We start from the raw sequence: 18,464 nt of genomic DNA on the forward strand, positions 1-18,464 counted from the left end.
TATTGCACGAGCAAAAGCCCGTAAAGCAGCACAAGCTGAAAAAGGCGCTCCTTCATCAAACGCTGAAACTGAAACAAAACCAGAATCAACAGATGAAGAACTGGCTCTAATAGACGATCCCAAAAAAGCAGCTGTTGCAGCCGCTATTTCTCGTGCTAAAGCTCGCAAAGCAGCACAACAAATTGAAAAAAATAAGGAAGAGTAACAGTGGCCTTTTTTATCACTAGCTCACCACACGCTCACAGTAAAAAGAGCACTCAAACCATGATGAAAATGGTCGCACTCGCGACTATTCCTGGTTTACTAGCTCAAACCTACTTCTTTGGCTGGGGGACATTACTTCAAGTTCTTCTCGCTATTATTACCGCTATTTTGGCAGAAGCGTTCGTTTTAAAATGCAGAAGAAGACCTTTAGCGCCATACTTAAAAGATAATAGTGCTTTATTAACCGGCTTATTATTAGCTCTGGCCATTCCACCTCTTTCCCCATGGTGGCTCACTGTTATTGGTGTGTTTTTTGCCATTGTGATAGCGAAACATCTGTATGGTGGATTAGGTCAGAATCTATTTAATCCAGCAATGGCTGCTTATGTTGTTCTTTTGATTTCATTTCCAGTTCAAATGACCACTTGGTTGCCAGCAAAAGAATTGTTAGTTGAGCACATTAGTTTCATGGATTCTGTTTGGTTAATCTTTCATGGCTTAAGTCAAGATGGGTTCTCTGTACATCAACTAACGATGAACGTTGATGGAATGACAATGGCTACGCCATTAGATACAGTAAAAACAGGATTAAAAGCAGGCTTAACCACCAATGAAATTCTATCTGCACCTATATTTAATGGCTTTGCAGGATTAGGGTGGCTATGGGTTAACGTTGGTTTCTTATTGGGAGGACTATTTCTTCTGCAACAACGTCTTATTCATTGGCACATACCTGTCAGTTTCTTAGCCAGTTTATTTATCGTAAGTTCTTTGTTCGCAGTATTCTCACCAGATACAACGACATCACCAATCTTCAATCTATTCTCTGGTGCGACAATGTTAGGTGCTTTCTTTATTGCAACGGATCCCGTTTCTGCTGCGACCACAAACAAAGGCCGTTTATATTATGGCGCTTTAATTGGACTATTGGTTTATATGATCCGCTCTTGGGGAGGCTTCCCGGATGGCGTTGCTTTTGCCGTTCTATTGGCAAACATGTGTGTCCCCCTTATTGATTATTACACTAAACCAAGAACTTACGGCCATAAGAAAGGATAAAACATGCTTACTATAATGAAAAAAAGCAGCCTTGTTTTGGCTCTGTTTGCGATTGCAGCTACCTCTTTAGTAACGATTACTTATGCGTTAACTAAAGATCAAATTGCTTATCAACAACAGCAGCAATTGCTATCTGTTCTTAATCAAGTTGTACCAAAAGAACAGCACGATAACGAATTATTTAAAGCCTGTACTCTTGTGAATAATATTGATGCTTTAGGGACAGATACCCCAATGCCTATTTATTTAGCAAGCATGAATGGCAAGCATACTGGAGCGGCGATTGAAGCCATTGCTCCTGATGGCTACAGCGGTGCAATAAAGATCATTGTTGGTGTTGATTCAGACTCGATGGTAACAGGGGTTCGCGTATTATCTCATCAAGAAACACCTGGATTAGGCGATAAAATAGATACTAGAATCACTCGATGGGTTGATGGTTTTCTAGGTAAGACCGTAGATTCTGCTGACGACAGCAGTTGGGCTGTTCAAAAAGATGGTGGGCAATTCGACCAATTCACAGGGGCAACCATTACACCGCGAGCCGTAGTGAAAGCCGTGAAAAGAGCGGTTTGGTTCTATAAAACACATCAAGACGAGCTACAAACTCTCCCACTTAATTGCGAGGTGAAATAATGGCAACTCATAAAGAATTAATCAAAAATGGGTTATGGGATAACAACCCCGCCTTAGTCCAATTACTTGGTCTATGCCCATTATTAGCCGTCTCTGCAACAGTAACCAATGCATTAGGGTTAGGAATTGCAACAACGTTAGTTCTGATTGGATCAAACTTAATCGTTTCTTTAGTCCGACAATGGATCCCACAAGAAGTCCGTATTCCTGTGTTTGTTATGATCATTGCCTCTTTAGTTACCTGTGTTCAATTATTAATGAATGCTTATGCTTATGGCTTATATCTCTCATTAGGTATTTTCATTCCATTAATCGTTACCAACTGTATTATCATTGGTCGAGCCGAAGCCTTTGCTTCTAAAAATGATCCATTACCTGCCGCTCTCGATGGGTTATGGATGGGGCTAGGCATGACGTCCGTACTTGTTTTATTAGGTGCAATGCGTGAGATTCTTGGTAATGGCACTTTATTTGACGGTGCCGATTTACTTCTTGGCGATTGGGCTACCACCTTGCGAATTGAGCTATTTCATGTTGATAGCCATTTCTTACTTGCAATGCTTCCCCCTGGTGCTTTTCTTGGTGTTGGATTTTTAATTGCTATCAAGAATATCATTGATAAGAAACTGGCCGATCGTCAACCAAAACAAGAAAAAACGGAAATTGAACGCGCTCGCGTCTCTTAAAGGGAATAGATACTACGATGAACAATGTCAAACGACTCGAAATTTTAACGCGTTTACGTGCAGAGAACCCAAAGCCAGAGACTGAACTCGAATGGTCCAGCCCATTTGAGTTACTCATTGCCGTATTATTATCAGCTCAAGCGACAGATGTTAGCGTTAACAAGGCCACGCGTAAACTCTACCCAATAGCAAACACCCCTCAAGCTATTTTAGATTTAGGGGTTGATGGACTTAAAACCTACATAAAAACCATTGGATTATTTAATACCAAAGCAGAAAACGTCATTAAAACATGTCGTATGCTGATTGAATTACATGACAGTGTCATTCCTGAAGATCAAGATGCATTAGAGGCCCTCCCTGGAGTTGGCCACAAAACAGCAAATGTCGTTCTTAATACCGCTTTTGGTTGGCCAACCATTGCCGTTGATACTCATATTTATCGTGTATCGAATCGAACAAAATTGGCAATGGGTAAAACAGTTAACGACGTTGAAAAAAAATTACTCAAAGTCGTACCAAAAGAATTTAAGTTGGATGTTCATCACTGGTTAATTCTACATGGACGCTATACCTGTATCGCTCGAAAACCTCGTTGCGGCAGTTGCCTTATTGAAGATTTATGTGAGTTTTCTGAAAAAACAGAAAGCTAGAAAAACAGCAAATAAAAATAATACTAGGAGCAATAAATGGCTAATGGACGTATTTTACACACGATGATCCGTGTCGGTAATTTAGAAGACTCAATTGCATTTTATACTAAAGTAATGGGCATGGATCTTCTTCGTAAAAACACAAACGAAGAATACAAATATACTCTCGCATTTCTTGGCTACGGGGACGAATCTCAAGGTGCAGTAATTGAGTTAACCTACAATTGGGGAACTGAAGAGTATGACATGGGAACTGCTTTTGGTCATATCGCGATTGGTGTCGATGATGTCTATGAGACATGTGATGTCATAAAAGCCGCAGGTGGTAATGTTACTCGCGAAGCAGGTCCAGTAAAAGGCGGTTCTACTCACATCGCGTTTGTTAAAGATCCTGATGGCTACATGATTGAATTAATCCAAAACAAAAGTGCATCAGCAGGTCTAGAAGGCTAATCACTTTCTAATTTATAAAACCTGCGATCTAGGCAGGTTTTTTTATACCCAACGCTTTTAATGATAATGATTCTCAATTAGAGTGAGGACTATTAAAATGGAATCGTTGAGGATACGCTATGATTGAACTTTGGGAAAAACACACCATACTCGCTGAACAATCTTTTAAAAATGAAGACTTTTGGCGAACAATTTTACATTATCAGCAGGCTTATGCTATTTCTGAAGAATTGAGTAAAAGAAGCGAGGGCAGCCTTGCTGATAAAACAACTATCTCTATTATTTCATGCCATAACTTAGCGCAGTTTTGGCGAAGTCAAAATGATAACCAATTCGAATTGAAATATTTACAGATTGCCTCAGAAAAAGCACTAGCTCTTGTCCCTCAGTGCCCTCGCAGTGATTGTGAATCTTTTATCTCGAATTTAGGCTGCTGTAAAAATGCGCTTTTAGACTTTATGAAACGCCATCCCAACCCTGCTATTGCTCGACATATTCAACATATTGACCACACAGTTCAATGTGAACTTATTGCAAGCTTTAAACTGCAATAAAAAAGGCGCCTAAATTAGACGCCTTACATTATTTATATTTAGAGAATCGTTCGACCTAATGAGATAACTACTCTTCGGTTTTTATTCTTACCGATTGGTGTTGAGTTATCGGCAATTGGACGGCGTTCACCATAAGAATGCACTCGGATCCTGTCTGCAGGTAGTCCTATTGATTCAAAATAATTCTGAAGTTTCACAGCGCGTCTTTCTGATACTTGTTGATTCACATTTTTTGCGCCACTTGAATCGGTATAAGTAGCAACCAGCACCAAATCAACATCCTTTGTGTATTTAATAAAATCGGCAATTTGTGCTAAACGCTTTTTCGACGCTTTATTTAATTCATCACTGTTTTTATCAAAATGAAGGATCGTAAACGAAATATCTTCAAAGCTGTAAGGTAATAAATTTGCAATACACATGCTAAATACATTGTATTGCTCTTGGAATAAGACAGGAGACAACCCCACCTCAACAATTTGCTTCGGACTTTGCCAATCGGCATAAGTGAATGTAGGAAAACGCCCATTATCCAATTCAGCAAGCATTGACCATGCCGTCGAACCGCCAACATAACCATCAAACTGTTTAAAGAATTTTAAGTTTGTCATGGTATCGGCGCTGTCGCCTGGCATCCAACGAGCAGGCATTGACACTAAACTAACAGAACGAGTTTCTCCCATTGGGCGATTCATCTTTAGTTCAAAATCCAAATTCATCTTTTTATTTGCATAGGCAGAGAACTCTGCATTGCCATAATTCGGAATATTATGAGATAAACGGCACTCTAATGGTGAGTTTTCCAGCATTGCCCATTTAGATTGCTCTGGTTTCGCAACGTAATTTTTATTTGCCAATACAGGAGTTGCAATCAATGTACTCATTAGTAGCGCTGAAGTAAGGAGTGTTTTTTTCATAATACCTAAATCTATGGGTCATGCCGTTGACGATAGTTATTACAAAGCAAAAACTGGACCAATAATAAGTGCTATAAACCAGCAACGAATGAAATAAAGACTTCATCGTCAAAAATATATCCATATCACACCTTATTTGCAGTTTTTATGCTACGGATAATCTGCAATAATAGCGGCAACATTTTCTTACGTACCGAATAATGAGCGAAGTAGAATTACATAATCAACTGAAACAGCGTTTTCGAGGCTATTTTCCAGTCGTTATTGACGTTGAAACAGCAGGTTTTAACTCAAAAACAGATGCACTTCTTGAGATCTGTGCGGTGACATTAGCAATGGATGATGAGGGTTACTTAAAACCCGCGACGACAATCCATTTTCATGTAACTCCGTTTGAAGGCGCAAACCTTGAACAAGAAGCATTGGATTTCATCGGTATTCGTGACCCATTCAGCCCTTTACGTGGTGCAGTAACAGAAGATGTGGCTTTAAAAGAAATTTTTAAACTCATTCGTAAAGAGCAAAAACAGCATGATTGCCGACGCGCTATCATGGTGGCTCATAATGCCAATTTTGATCACAGCTTTGTAATGGAAGCCGCTGAACGAACGAAATTAAAACGCATTCCTTTTCATCCATTCTGTACTTTTGATACTGCCGCAATCAGTGGCTTAGCTCTTGGTCAAACCGTATTAGCGAAAGCGTGTAAAACGGCTGGAATGGATTTTGACGGAAAAGAAGCACACTCAGCCCTTTATGATACGGAAAAAACAGCGGAACTGTTCTGCCATATCGTAAATAAATGGAAAGATCTTGGTGGTTGGCCTCTAGCGCCAGAACCAGAAAATGATACTAATAATAAATAACTGGCTACTTTACTAACAACACAATATTTACAGGGAAACTAAACAAAATGAATCCAATCATTCTTTCTGTTTCAGTAATGCTTATCCTCGCTTTGCTTAGAGTTAACGTTGTCGTTGCCTTAACGTTCAGTGCACTAATCGGTGGATTAGTAGGTGGTTTATCATTATCTGATACAATTGCTGCGTTCGAAGGTGGTTTAGGCGGAGGCGCTACCATTGCATTAAGTTATGCAATGCTAGGCGCTTTTGCTGTTGCCATTTCAAAATCAGGTGTGACTGATTTACTCGCCCACAGTGTAATAAAACGCATTAATGGCCAAGAAAACTTGCACGCTGCCACAGGCCTAAAATACCTTTTACTTTGCTTAATTTTATTGATCACTATTTCATCTCAAAACGTGGTACCTGTACACATCGCGTTTATTCCAATTTTGATCCCGCCTCTAATTCAAGTATTTAATAAACTAAAACTTGATCGTCGACTAATTGCTTGTGTATTAACCTTTGGCCTTGTTACTCCATACATGATTCTTCCTGTTGGCTTTGGCGGCATTTTTCTAAACAATATTCTTTTAAAAAACCTGCATGATAACAACCTAGATGTTGTTGCAAGCCAAGTTCCTCTTGCTATGGCTTTACCTGCTTTAGGCATGGTAACGGGTCTTCTTATTGCTGTTTTTATCTCTTATCGTAAACCTCGTACGTATGCCGATATTGATAATGAAGAAATGCAAGCGCAAAACAAAACACCGGTCTTTAACAAACGTCATATCCAAATATCAATTGTCGCTATTATAGCGGCTCTTTCTGTTCAATTAGCGACAGGATCAATGATTGTTGGTGCTTTAGCTGGTTTCATGGTGTTTACTTTTGGTGGTGTTATCGCTTGGAAAGAAACACAAGATGTATTTACTCGTGGTGTTCATATGATGGCTATGATTGGTTTTATTATGATTTCTGCTGCCGGTTTTGCAGCCGTAATGAAGGCAACTGGCGGAGTAGAAACACTGGTACAAGCCTTATCTACGAGTATTGGGGATAACAAACCGCTAGCCGCTCTACTGATGCTGATTGTTGGTTTATTAGTGACAATGGGCATCGGCTCATCGTTCTCTACTATCCCAATTATTGCTACTATTTACGTACCTCTTGCCGTCGCCTTTGGGTTCTCCCCAATGGCCACTATTGCCTTAGTGGGTACTGCGGCAGCACTGGGTGATGCTGGTTCTCCGGCATCAGACTCTACGTTGGGCCCAACATCTGGTCTTAATGCTGATGGTCAACATGAACACGTATGGGAAACCGTCGTTCCCACGTTCTTACACTACAACTTGCCATTAATCGCTTTTGGTTGGTTAGCAGCAATGACCTTATAATAAACAATACACTTGATGAATAATTAATGTGTAATACTAAAAACGGCAGTAATATCTGCCGTTTTTTTGTATTAAGATCATAAAATTATTTCTTCCTTCCCTTTCTTTACCCTATATTTCCCATAACTATTGCTATACTCTGCCACTCTTTAAAATCACCTATCATTCTCATGAAATTAATTAAGCTCTCTTCTTTTCTCATTATCGATGACAGTAGCGTTATTCAAAACGCCATTCGAGCCTTATTAAGTCGTATAGGTGTTCCAACTAATAACATCGCTTGTTGCCCCACCGCTGGTGCCGCCGTTGGTAATTGTAAACGTCAAAAGTATGATGTTCTCTTTGTTGATCATAATTTAGGCCATGGCAGCACTGGTTTACAGATGCTAGAACAACTGCGTCTATTAAAACTGATCAATGACAACACGCTAGTCTATATAGTCACAGGTAATGAAGACCCTCAAATAGAGTTAGCCTATACGGACTATTCTCCGTCTAAATATATACAAAAGCCCATACGCCCAGAAGAAATCATCAACGTCATTAATAGTGATTTAATTAAACGTCAATTTGCAATGGCGATGATTGGAGCTTATACAAAGCAAGGATTAGCCGGTGTAAAACCACTGATTTTTAAGTCACCAAACAAAATCATTCTACAAACAGCCATGCTAAAACTTGCAAATCGATTAATTAAAGTTAACCGTTTATCGGAAGCATTGAGTGTAAACAAGGCCTTAATATCCATTGTAAAAGAGTCTGTTGAAGCCGATATTCAACGCGCTGAAATATGTATTGCACAGGTCGATTATAATTCTGCAAACCAGTTACTCGATACTCTATTACAACAAAATGAAAGCCATTTAAAATTGCTGGATTTAAAAGCAGAGATCGCCTTTAACACCGATAATATTGCTCTCGCCACCCGTTATTGGAAAAAAGCATTTGAACTAGCTCCTTATTCTTATATGCGATTTAGCTACTTAATTTGGTCTCTTCTTGCAAAGGGAGATCGCTATGATGCCTTTGATTTACTGACAAAATATGCGTATCTCTTGCCCCACTCCGCTTTTGATTCCGCCGGCAGAAGAGCCTTAACCGCTTGGGCTGATATGCATGTCGCACCCGAGGACATTCTGCAAGAATGGTCACCAGAGAGCTCATGGCAACGTGTTAGTGCAAAACTAAAAGGCCGATTAAGAGGAATACCAAGTATTGCAGCCCAGCGCGCATTATCTGCATTATGGCAGCTTAAAATGAATCGTTACGGTGAAGCAAATCGTCTTATATCTGACATTCAGTTGTCTGATATTACTGATTATGAAACCGCTTATATCGTTTATCTCGTGTATTGTGAGATGAAATTAGATGATGAGAAAAAAATAATTGAAGACAAATGGTTGGCGAAACTAAGACAGGGGAAAAGCATTCTTGCAAAACTACAAACGTTAGTGTTCGAGAAAGCATAACAAACAACAGTAATGAAAAAAGCCACTTATCTCTACAATAAGTGGCTTTTTTATACGATAAATATAAATAAGGTTAATTATCTATATTCACTTAAAGATGATTTACTCAGCTTCAGGTGCGTTACGTTGTGCAGCTTCTTGAACCAACGGCTTTAGTTCGCCTTTTTGGAACATTTCAAGAATAATGTCACAACCGCCAATTAATTCGCCTTCAACCCAAAGTTGTGGGAATGTTGGCCATTGTGCATAAGCTGGAAGCTCTGCACGAATATCTGGATTTAGTAGGATATCTACGTAAGCAAATTTCTCACCACAGTTCATTAAAGCTTGAGATGCTTGAGATGAAAAACCACAGCTTGGTAGCTTAGGTGAGCCTTTCATGTATAGAATAATGTGATTTTCAGCGATTTGTTGTTTAATTTTATCGATAGTTTCCATTGTATCCTCTAATGGGTCGACACTAAGTTGTATCCATTCTACTTCTTATATCATCAGAAAAAAATACCTAATATTTGTGGTGGTATTATTTATTGAAAAATCGCCACTTTTTCTTTTAATAAAATCAAAACTTGCTAGAATCAAATCGAAGTCAGATAAAGCTCTACGTTTAATAGAGCACATATTTTTGGAATTTAGTGAGGCGTAGACCTCTTATTAAATGGAGACATGAGCAATGTCATTTGAATTACCAGCTCTACCGTTCGCAAAAGACGCATTAGAACCACATATCTCAGCTGAGACTTTAGATTACCACCACGGCAAACACCACAACACTTATGTGGTTAAGCTTAATGGTCTTATCCCAGGGACTGAATTTGAAGGCAAGACTCTAGAAGAGATCATCAAAACTTCTACTGGCGGTGTTTTTAACAACGCAGCTCAAATTTGGAACCACACATTCTACTGGAACTGCCTAGCTCCAAACGCTGGCGGCCAACCAACAGGCGCTGTAGCTGCTGCAATCGATGCTGCATTTGGTTCTTTCGAAGAATTCAAAGCAAAATTCACAGATTCAGCAATCAACAACTTTGGTTCTTCTTGGACTTGGCTTGTTAAAAATGCTGACGGCTCTCTAGCTATCGTTAATACATCTAACGCGGCAACACCGCTAACAGATGAAGGCGTAACGCCACTACTAACTGTTGATCTATGGGAACATGCTTACTACATCGATTTCCGTAACGTTCGTCCTGATTACATGGGTGCGTTCTGGTCTCTAGTTAACTGGTCTTTCGTAGAAGAAAACCTAGCTAAGTAAATCTCTCATTTGAATAACCATTTCTATAATGGCTAATATCAAATCAAAAAGGTCAGTATTTATACTGACCTTTTTTTATTACTCCAATTTGCGGTAACACTTTGCCCTTTCAATAAAATAATTTTAAAAAACGGCAATTTATTTCCTAAAAACACTAAAGATTTTCAATTCTTTTCCGATAAGTATTTATCATCAAGAGGAATTGATTCATGAAAGTACATACTTTAGATAAAGCAGAACTAATCAGTGAAATCCAATACGGCTCAAACCTAAACCATGCAATGGAAGCGGGTCGTCGTGCAGATTTTGCCTTAATGATGTCTTTATTATCTAATGACTTACGTGAAAACACACCCGTTGAAAAAATTGATGAAAAAAAACTAACCGAAGAACTACTACGTCAGCGTTTTCAATTGGCTGATGCCCAAATACTTCGCAGCAACGAAGAAAGCTACTCTCGTTCAGCCTTTCAAGCTCATCAGTTTCATAATGGTGGATTAGCAAGTGCTAAGCTGCAACATGGCCTAGCGCCCGATGCAATGGCTTACATGCCCCAAGATACCTGTAACTTACCAGAAGACGTATACCACAACCTATCAGGTCACCAACGACGTCAGTTAGAAAGTGGAAATGAAATATTTAACGCGATCCCTCAAGATCTATACAACGAATTAGTCACAGCAAAGCGTCATTCAGAGATGAATGTATACGTATAGCTTAGCGATTTAAGTAATTAAACATCAACCTTAACTACTTATTTGTTCGCTCACTTCCCTTTATTTTTCTTTCTTTTCTAAATTTATTCTCTTCCATCTTCACTCTAAAATTTTGTGATTCAGTGCATAATTCCTATGGTTACTTATAAAAAAATCACATTTTTGGCCGGACTTCACAGCAGATATTAAATTTCTATCCCATTATTAGAGCATTCATTTACATTCATTAAAGTAATGAATAATACTCTGGGGAAAGAATAAAATGAAAATTGAGCACTCAACTATTCTAATCACATCAGCTGGTAATACGATGGGGAGAGCTATTTCCTGTCACTTTGCCGCACTAGGTGCTCATCTTATTATTGCGGATTCAAACCTAAGTGATTTAGATAAAACTCATCAAATTTGCTCTGAACTTGGCACTGATGTCGTTAGCTACCAATTAAAAGATGAAAGCACAGACAGTATTAGACACCTATTCCATGCTATCGATGAAGAATTTGACTCAGGAATTGACGTTCTCATAAATAACTATATTGATGTCACTTTACCCAGCTTATTCGATACTCAAACTAATGACAGTCCACTATTATTAACCAAACTCGCTTCCACTTTATTTAATTATGGGCAATTTGCAGCTCAGAATATGCGAAAACATAAAAAAGAAGGCGTTATCATCAATCTTGGGCATCATCAGAATGTCAACCAACCTTGTAGTTTAGATAACTCAAAAGCGTTATTAACTGGGTTAACAAAAAGTTGGGCTAAAGAGCTTAACCCTTTCAATATCCGAGTCGGAGGAGTCACACCTCGCTTATTTAATAAAGTGTCAGCTCATACCGTTAACCTCATCAATCAAGAATTAATCAAAAATACAGAATATATCGTAGAAAATGATTACTTCAATGGTCGAATTCTCGAAGCAACCGCTTAATTATTCAACGTTTAAAATTACCCATGATTTTTCTTTAGGCATAAAAAAACCACCTCTAAATAGGTGGTTTTTTTATTAGTCAGGTACTTTCAAAATACGGGAGAAAATACCTTAACTTATTAGCATCGAATTATTTCTTTGCTTTTTTCGCTTTTACTGCTTCTTTAACTTCTGGTGCGTCCATTACGTCAGCGTAAGCCGTACCGTAGTAAGAAGCGATTAATACTTCTTTAAGTTCTTTGATCAATGGGTAACGTGGGTTAGCACCAGTACATTGGTCATCAAATGCATCTTCAGCTAATTTGTCTACTTTAGCCATGAACTCAGCTTCGTTAACGCCAGCGGCTTGAATTGACAGTGGGATATCCAATGCAATTTTCAGCTCTTCTAACCAGTTAAGTAACGCATTAACTTTCGTTTCAGTATTACCATCACGGTAACCTAAATGCTCTGCAATTTCAGCGTAACGAGCACGTGCTTTAGGACGGTCGTACTGAGAGAATGCCGCTTGTTTAGTTGGGTTGTTAGTCGCATTAAAACGAACCGTATTCGAGATTAATAACGCATTAGCAAGACCGTGTGGAATGTGGAATTCAGCGCCTAATTTATGCGCCATTGAGTGACACACACCTAGGAAAGACTGCGCAAAAGACATACCCGCGATAGTTGCTGCATTGTGAACTTTCTCACGTGCGATTGGATCTTTCTTACCGTTAGCGTAAGAGCTTGGTAAGTACTCTTTAAGCATCTTAAGTGATTGCAGAGCGTGACCATCTGAGTATTCGTTTGCAAGAACAGAAACATAAGCTTCTAATGCGTGCGTTACTGCATCGTAACCACCGAATGCACATAAAGACTTAGGCATATCCATTACAAGGTTAGCATCAACAACAGCCATATTTGGTGTTAGTTCGTAATCTGCTAATGGGTATTTTTGACCTGTTTTTTCATCGGTTACAACAGCGAATGGTGTAACTTCAGAACCAGTACCTGAAGTAGTTGTAATACATACTAGTTCAGCTTTTTGGCCCATTTTAGGGAACTTGTAAATACGTTTACGGATATCCATAAAGCGCATAGATAAGTCTTCGAAATCAGTTTCTGGATGTTCGTACATCACCCACATAATTTTCGCAGCATCCATTGGTGAACCACCACCAACCGCTAAGATAACATCAGGTTGGTAGCTTGCACATGCTTCTGCACCCGCTTTAACTACTGCTAATGTTGGATCCGCTTCTACTTCATGGAACACTTCAACTTCCATGCCTTTCTCTTTCAAGATTGAGCGTAGGTCATCGATGTAACCGTTGTTAAATAAGAAACGGTCAGTAACGATTAGTGCACGTTTTTTACCTTCAAGATCGCTCATTGCGATTGGCAAACAGCCGCGACGGAAGTAGATAGATTTTGGTAGTTTATGCCACAACATATTTTCTGCTCGCTTAGCTACAATTTTCTTGTTGATAAGGTGCTTAGGACCTACGTTTTCAGAGATAGCGTTACCACCCCAAGAACCACAACCTAGTGTTAATGAAGGAGCCAATTCGAAGTTGTAAAGGTCACCAATACCACCTTGAGATGCTGGCGTGTTTACAAGAATACGAGCTGTTTTCATTTTGTCACCGAAGTACGCAATACGCTCTTCGTTGTTATCTTGGTCTGTGTAAAGTACTGACGTATGACCAACACCGCCTATATCTAATACGATACCGGCTTGACGCACAGCATCTTCAAAGTCTTTCGCTTTGAATAAACCTAATGTAGGAGATAGTTTTTCATGAGCAAATTCATCATCCCATGAAGCTTCTAAGCCTTCACCGATAAGAATTTTAGTAGAAGTAGGAACTTTAACATTTGCTAGCTCAGCGATTTTGTATGCTGGTTGGCCAACGATGTTGGCGTTAAGTGCGCCATCAATAAGTAGTACTTTACGTACTTTATTTGCGTCTTCTTTGCTTAAAACAACAGCGCCGTATTTAGCGAAACGAGCTTTAACTTCGTCGTAGATTGACTCAACAACAATTGCAGCTTGCTCAGAAGCACAAATAACACCGTTATCGAATGTTTTAGACATTAAGATAGAAGAAACAGCACGTTTGATATCAGCAGTTTCATCGATAACTACAGGCGTATTACCCGCACCAACACCGATTGCTGGTTTACCTGATGAATAAGCCGCTTTCACCATGCCTGGACCACCAGTAGCAAGGATCATGTTGATGTTATCATGTTTCATTAGTGCGTTTGATAGCTCAACAGATGGTTGGTCAATCCAACCAATGATGTCTTTTGGTGCGCCAGCTTTAATTGCAGCTTCTAATACGACTTTAGCTGCGTAGTTAGTTGCATTTTTAGCACGTGGGTGCGGCGAGAAGATACAGCCGTTACGTGTTTTAAGACAGATTAGTGCTTTAAAGATTGCTGTAGAAGTAGGGTTTGTCGTTGGAACGATTGCACAAACAATACCTAGAGGTTCAGCAATAGTAATCGTGCCGCCTTCATCGTTACGGTCGATGATGCCACACGTTAGCTCGTCTTTGTATTTATTGTAAATGAACTCAGAAGCAAAATGGTTTTTGATTACTTTGTCTTCCATGATACCCATGCCAGACTCTTCTGCTGCCATTTTTGCAAGCTCGATACGAGCCGTTGAAGCAGCTAGAGACGCAGCACGAAATATTGTATCAACTTGCTCTTGTGAAAAGCTTGCAAATTCTTGTTGCGCCGCTTTAACACGTGCTACTAGAGCATCAAGTTCAGCTAAATTAGTTACAGGCATATTGTTTCTCCAAAAAATAAAACTATAAAATTCATTAAAAACTATTTAGTAAGGATCCTGCGTTACATCCTTTTTTGCATCTAAGCTTAATCGTTTAAATCGATTACCTTGCTTTACATTCTTAGTAAATTGCTTTCAAAACTGATTATATTCTTTCACAATTTTAAAAGTATTGATTCAGATCAGTTCTGAGAATTTATTTACCACTTTCGTTGTACCCCTAACGGGTATCACATAAAAAACACGTTCTATATCACATAATTAGACTCAACAATGATGATGATCAAAAAGAAACCTAATGACAAAACCATAATCAACAAAAAACCAAACTGTAATAAACTTTCACATTAGAGGCTTTAAATGACAAGATAAGGTGAAAAAAGCGTGCTACTAAAGAGTAGTATAAGTTAGGTTCTATTCACATCATTAATCCCTCAAATAACTTGTCCTAGATCACTTTATGCTTATATTTTTATGTATTAACCGTTATGGGGATCTTCCCTATTTCAAAGTTCTACTGGAGAGAGTGGCCTTTTTTGATTATTCTGGAGTTATGATAAGACTTGGCACTTAACGATGAATAATAAGAGTATTAAACATTACCTCTACATTACTATTTTTGGAACTCATACAAAGGGGGGTCGAGCTTTTGACATTGGATTGATATGTTTAATTCTAGCTTCTCAGGCAACCTTAATTTTAGACTCAATGGCATCAGTTAAAGCTGAGTATGGTGAACTATTATGGACATTGGAATATATCTTCACTGCATTTTTCACGCTTGAATATTTGTTACGTCTTTATTGCTCACCAAAACCGGCTTCTTACGCTAAAAGCTTTTATGGCATTATTGATGTATTGGCTATTTTACCTACTTACCTAGCTCTCTTTTTCCCAAGTGCGAGTTATATTGCCATTATTCGTCTTTTACGTGTAATGAGAATATTTAGAGTCTTAAAACTGGTTCGATACTTACAAGACTCAAACATACTTTTGCGTTCATTGTTAATGGCAAAAAGAAAAATTCTGATCTTCTTTAGCACCGTTGCTATTTTAGTCTCTGTTTTTGGTTCATTAATGTTTGTTATTGAAGGACCAAATAATGGGTTTACGAGTATTCCCCAAAGTATTTATTGGGCTATCGTGACCATTACAACAGTCGGCTATGGTGATTTAGTTCCACACACTGCTTTAGGTAAAGCGGTGGCTTCATTAACGATGTTATTAGGTTATTCAATATTAGCGGTACCAACAGGAATAATTACAGCAGAATTAAATCAAGAGATGAATGCACATCGAGATCTTGTGCGTTGTCCAAATTGTGTTAAAGGTGGGCATGAATCAGATGCGATGCACTGTAAGCATTGTGGAAGTAAACTACCTGAGCCTCAGGAAAGAATAGTAAGACCAAATCAAAATAGATAGAAAATAGAGTTAAGATTATTCAGTATAAAGGACAAGTGTACTCTGAGACACATTTGGAGTCGTATCGCTTCCTAAGAATTTTGGTGCCGCAATTATAGCAAGAAGTATAAAAACAGCAGCAAATGCCGCGCACTTAGTTAAGACTTGTCCTTTCGTATTTTTCATTAGATGATTCTATTCATAGATTTAGTTGTCGACAATATACTCAATTATAAGCCTAGCTAACGTTTTATAATTTTTTTATGGGATCAAGGTAACATTAGTTTTTCAAAAATGAGACTTTTAACAAAAAATAATAGAATCACTCTATTATTTTCCAGAAACGTTAACTCGAACAATGTCTTGTTGAGCTGAAGAAAATTGTTTCTTTAATTCTGCTTTTGATTTAAAAACGATTTCACCCCCTTCTGCTACCGTCATATGCTCTGCATCTTTATTGTGCTTCGATTGATATAACATCATTGCTTGCATACAGGTGCTTCTTTGCTCTTGGGACAATAACGTGCCGTTATGCCACTTCCCTGTCTCTACTGCATATTGTAAATTCTCAAACACTTCAGGAGTCATTGATTCTAATAGTTTATTAATATCCATTATTTACTCTACTCTGTTAAATATCTTAGAAAGATATCTTTTCATTAAGGTTAGTCAATCAAGTGCCGATAAATAGGTGTAATGGATCACGTTTCATCATTTATCACCAATAGGATCATCATGCTTTCAATCACTCATCGCTTTATTTTACTTGTTCTAGTAAGTCTTTCACTTACCGGATGCTTTGGGATAAAACCGACAACAGAACAATTATGCGAAGAACATGGCGCTTTACAATGTCAAGAACTCAATATGCGTGATGGACAATGCCGCCATCAAAGAGATGAATTAATTTTAAACCGTTTTGATGTACTAAAAACCAATTCGGATCTTGATAAATTAAAAACCTTACAGGCCACATTAAAATACCAAACCTGTTTAGGCTCTGCTGCACAAATTGAACCAATCACAGCAAAAGAAATTAAATCAAAACGTACCGAAGCTTTACTTCATACGTATGATGCCTCGGATGCACTTTCGGAAGAATTAAAAAGCTCTACAGACCCTAAAGTTCTCTTTTATCGCTGGACTGTGGGTGACAAAGAGGCATTACGATCTTTTTTACAATTAGAAAATACAAAAGAATTGGAAACGGCCGAGTTACAATATGCATTAGCCACCTTTTATACTCTTCGAAATGAGAATAAAACAGTTCAGTTACTTAACCATTCTTTAGAACTGCTTACAGAACAAGACTATAAAAATCAATTTCATTCGATCATCATTAACTCACTAGCAAGTGTGAACTATAAAGCAGGCAATAAAGAGCACGCTTATATCTGGACGATGGTAGGAAAAGCATTTGACTTACAAGTGGCCTCGGAACAGCAATTAAAGCTACTTTATCATTTTCCAGAAGAGACAAAACAAGAGTTATTGATTACATCAGAAATGATTAAAGACAGCATTAAAACGCAAAATTTTACCGTTTCAATGCTACCGACAATAAATAACGACTCACAGTAATCATTAGTGATGACAAAACAGAGAGGAATTATCGATATCTCCTCTCTGTTATTTCTCTATTTTTTATTTACCTTTAAAGCGTAGAGAAATAGAGTTAACACAAAAACGCTCTCCGGTCGTTTTAGGACCATCCTTAAATACATGCCCTAAATGACTATCACAGCGGGCACATCGAATCTCTACTCGCGCCATGCCATGGCTATTGTCTTCTATATATCGAATAACCTCCGCATTTAATGGTTCATCAAAGCTTGGCCATCCACAACCAGAATCGTATTTATTCTCTGATGAAAACAAACCCACATGACAACAGGTACACGCATAATTCCCTGTCGCCTTATTCTGTAAAAGCTTTCCTGAAAAAGGCGCTTCTGTGCCTTGCTGTCGACAAACCACAAATTCTTCGTCGGTTAACTCACTTTTCCAATCTTCGTTTGTAAAGTCAGAAAATGATTTTGATTGATTCATTTTAATAACCCCTCCTTTGTTACATATTTAAATTAAACCTTGCTAAGTCTTATCGTTGTAGCACATACTTTGCCAAAGTAATTTTACTGCTAACCCAAAAGTACACATTAATTGTTATGTCACTTATTTTCAATAAATGACACAAAGGTGATTAAATAACCAAGTTTTCTATAAATTACGTAAGAATTTTTCTTTATGTTAACAGAATATGGGTTATTTTTTGATTTTAAACAATATAAATGGCATTTTTGCTTGCAGGTTGGCTCAGGATTTTGTAATTTTACTACCAGTTAATTTAAACCTGAAAATCAAATTTAAGTTGTGGAGCAACATATAATGACTATCAAAGTAGGTATTAACGGTTTTGGCCGTATTGGACGTTTTGTTTTCCGTGCATCTGTAGAGCGCAACGACATCGAAGTTGTTGGTATTAACGATCTTATCGACG

General features: G+C 38.3%; 21 protein-coding genes. 16 read left to right on the forward strand and 5 right to left on the reverse strand.

Going from position 1 to position 18,464, the window contains the following annotated elements; translation table 11 throughout:
* The 7 genes from AACV33_RS08820 to AACV33_RS08850 form a co-directional block, all read left to right on the forward strand.
* Positions 1-205 (forward strand): hypothetical protein (locus AACV33_RS08820; protein WP_255458563.1); only part of this gene is annotated, 205 nt, incomplete at its 5' end.
* Positions 206-207: 2 nt separating this feature from the next.
* The gene (gene rsxD / locus AACV33_RS08825) at positions 208-1,263 is read left to right on the forward strand and encodes an electron transport complex subunit RsxD (RefSeq protein WP_023603781.1); all 1,056 of its coding nucleotides are present in this window, start codon (positions 208-210) and stop codon (positions 1,261-1,263) included.
* 3 nt (positions 1,264-1,266) lie between these two features.
* Positions 1,267-1,899 carry an electron transport complex subunit RsxG gene (gene rsxG, locus AACV33_RS08830; RefSeq protein WP_017022005.1) on the forward strand — a complete coding sequence of 211 codons (633 nt, stop codon included), beginning with the start codon at positions 1,267-1,269 and terminating at the stop codon, positions 1,897-1,899.
* Positions 1,899-2,585, forward strand: a complete 687-nt coding sequence (locus AACV33_RS08835; RefSeq protein WP_017022006.1) for an electron transport complex subunit E — start codon at positions 1,899-1,901, stop codon at positions 2,583-2,585. The genes rsxG and AACV33_RS08835 overlap by 1 nt, the downstream gene beginning before the upstream one ends.
* A gap of 17 nt (positions 2,586-2,602) precedes the next feature.
* Positions 2,603-3,238 carry an endonuclease III gene (gene nth / locus AACV33_RS08840; RefSeq protein ID WP_012550441.1) on the forward strand — a complete coding sequence of 212 codons (636 nt, stop codon included), beginning with the start codon at positions 2,603-2,605 and terminating at the stop codon, positions 3,236-3,238.
* Positions 3,239-3,274: 36 nt separating this feature from the next.
* Complete coding sequence (gene gloA / locus AACV33_RS08845) at positions 3,275-3,691, forward strand: lactoylglutathione lyase (RefSeq protein ID WP_017022007.1); 417 nt, start codon at positions 3,275-3,277, stop codon at positions 3,689-3,691.
* Positions 3,692-3,810: 119 nt separating this feature from the next.
* Positions 3,811-4,245, forward strand: coding sequence for a DUF2753 domain-containing protein (locus AACV33_RS08850; RefSeq protein WP_182700160.1), 435 nt, complete (start codon positions 3,811-3,813; stop codon positions 4,243-4,245).
* Between the two features lie 38 nt (positions 4,246-4,283).
* Here the strand turns inward: AACV33_RS08850 and motY are convergent, their stop codons facing one another.
* Positions 4,284-5,162 carry a flagellar protein MotY gene (gene motY, locus AACV33_RS08855; protein ID WP_017022009.1) on the reverse strand — a complete coding sequence of 293 codons (879 nt, stop codon included), beginning with the start codon at positions 5,160-5,162 and terminating at the stop codon, positions 4,284-4,286.
* Positions 5,163-5,362: 200 nt separating this feature from the next.
* On the opposite strand from motY, the gene rnt reads away from it, so the two are divergent.
* From rnt to AACV33_RS08870, 3 genes are all read left to right on the forward strand, one after another.
* The gene (rnt, locus tag AACV33_RS08860; RefSeq protein ID WP_012550437.1) at positions 5,363-6,028 is read left to right on the forward strand and encodes a ribonuclease T; all 666 of its coding nucleotides are present in this window, start codon (positions 5,363-5,365) and stop codon (positions 6,026-6,028) included.
* Between the two features lie 47 nt (positions 6,029-6,075).
* Positions 6,076-7,404 carry a Na+/H+ antiporter family protein gene (locus AACV33_RS08865; protein ID WP_017022010.1) on the forward strand — a complete coding sequence of 443 codons (1,329 nt, stop codon included), beginning with the start codon at positions 6,076-6,078 and terminating at the stop codon, positions 7,402-7,404.
* A 170-nt stretch (positions 7,405-7,574) separates the two neighbouring features.
* On the forward strand, positions 7,575-8,873 hold the full coding sequence (locus tag AACV33_RS08870) for a response regulator (RefSeq protein ID WP_182700161.1): 1,299 nt from the start codon (positions 7,575-7,577) through the stop codon (positions 8,871-8,873).
* 102 nt (positions 8,874-8,975) lie between these two features.
* On the opposite strand, the gene grxD is transcribed toward AACV33_RS08870, so the two are convergent.
* On the reverse strand, positions 8,976-9,311 hold the full coding sequence (gene grxD / locus AACV33_RS08875) for a Grx4 family monothiol glutaredoxin (protein WP_182700162.1): 336 nt from the start codon (positions 9,309-9,311) through the stop codon (positions 8,976-8,978).
* 235 nt (positions 9,312-9,546) lie between these two features.
* Here grxD and sodB point away from each other — a divergent pair, with 235 nt between their 5' ends.
* The 3 genes from sodB (at position 9,547) to AACV33_RS08890 (ending at position 11,781) form a co-directional block, all read left to right on the forward strand.
* The gene (sodB, locus tag AACV33_RS08880) at positions 9,547-10,131 is read left to right on the forward strand and encodes a superoxide dismutase [Fe] (protein ID WP_012550433.1); all 585 of its coding nucleotides are present in this window, start codon (positions 9,547-9,549) and stop codon (positions 10,129-10,131) included.
* A 209-nt stretch (positions 10,132-10,340) separates the two neighbouring features.
* Positions 10,341-10,847, forward strand: a complete 507-nt coding sequence (locus AACV33_RS08885; RefSeq protein ID WP_182700163.1) for a VC2046/SO_2500 family protein — start codon at positions 10,341-10,343, stop codon at positions 10,845-10,847.
* Positions 10,848-11,109: 262 nt separating this feature from the next.
* Positions 11,110-11,781 carry an SDR family oxidoreductase gene (locus tag AACV33_RS08890; protein ID WP_017022013.1) on the forward strand — a complete coding sequence of 224 codons (672 nt, stop codon included), beginning with the start codon at positions 11,110-11,112 and terminating at the stop codon, positions 11,779-11,781.
* 130 nt (positions 11,782-11,911) lie between these two features.
* Here the strand turns inward: AACV33_RS08890 and adhE are convergent, their stop codons facing one another.
* Positions 11,912-14,563, reverse strand: coding sequence for a bifunctional acetaldehyde-CoA/alcohol dehydrogenase (adhE, locus tag AACV33_RS08895; RefSeq protein WP_023603785.1), 2,652 nt, complete (start codon positions 14,561-14,563; stop codon positions 11,912-11,914).
* Between the two features lie 576 nt (positions 14,564-15,139).
* Between adhE and AACV33_RS08900 the strand changes: the two genes are divergently transcribed.
* Positions 15,140-15,988 carry an ion transporter gene (locus AACV33_RS08900; RefSeq protein WP_017022015.1) on the forward strand — a complete coding sequence of 283 codons (849 nt, stop codon included), beginning with the start codon at positions 15,140-15,142 and terminating at the stop codon, positions 15,986-15,988.
* Between the two features lie 309 nt (positions 15,989-16,297).
* Here AACV33_RS08900 and AACV33_RS08905 read toward each other — a convergent pair whose 3' ends face one another.
* Complete coding sequence (locus AACV33_RS08905; protein WP_012550427.1) at positions 16,298-16,582, reverse strand: YeaC family protein; 285 nt, start codon at positions 16,580-16,582, stop codon at positions 16,298-16,300.
* A 120-nt stretch (positions 16,583-16,702) separates the two neighbouring features.
* Here AACV33_RS08905 and AACV33_RS08910 point away from each other — a divergent pair, with 120 nt between their 5' ends.
* Positions 16,703-17,548: a DUF2989 domain-containing protein gene (locus AACV33_RS08910; RefSeq protein WP_255458565.1), complete on the forward strand. Its 846-nt coding sequence runs from the start codon at positions 16,703-16,705 to the stop codon at positions 17,546-17,548.
* A gap of 63 nt (positions 17,549-17,611) precedes the next feature.
* On the opposite strand, the gene msrB is transcribed toward AACV33_RS08910, so the two are convergent.
* Positions 17,612-18,016, reverse strand: a complete 405-nt coding sequence (msrB, locus tag AACV33_RS08915) for a peptide-methionine (R)-S-oxide reductase MsrB (RefSeq protein WP_182700165.1) — start codon at positions 18,014-18,016, stop codon at positions 17,612-17,614.
* A 336-nt stretch (positions 18,017-18,352) separates the two neighbouring features.
* Here msrB and AACV33_RS08920 point away from each other — a divergent pair.
* A partial coding sequence (locus AACV33_RS08920) for a glyceraldehyde 3-phosphate dehydrogenase NAD-binding domain-containing protein (RefSeq protein WP_255458568.1) occupies positions 18,353-18,464 on the forward strand: 112 nt, incomplete at its 3' end.

The sequence above is a fragment of the Aliivibrio sp. SR45-2 genome (assembly GCF_963890165.1).
Classification (GTDB): domain Bacteria; phylum Pseudomonadota; class Gammaproteobacteria; order Enterobacterales; family Vibrionaceae; genus Aliivibrio; species Aliivibrio salmonicida.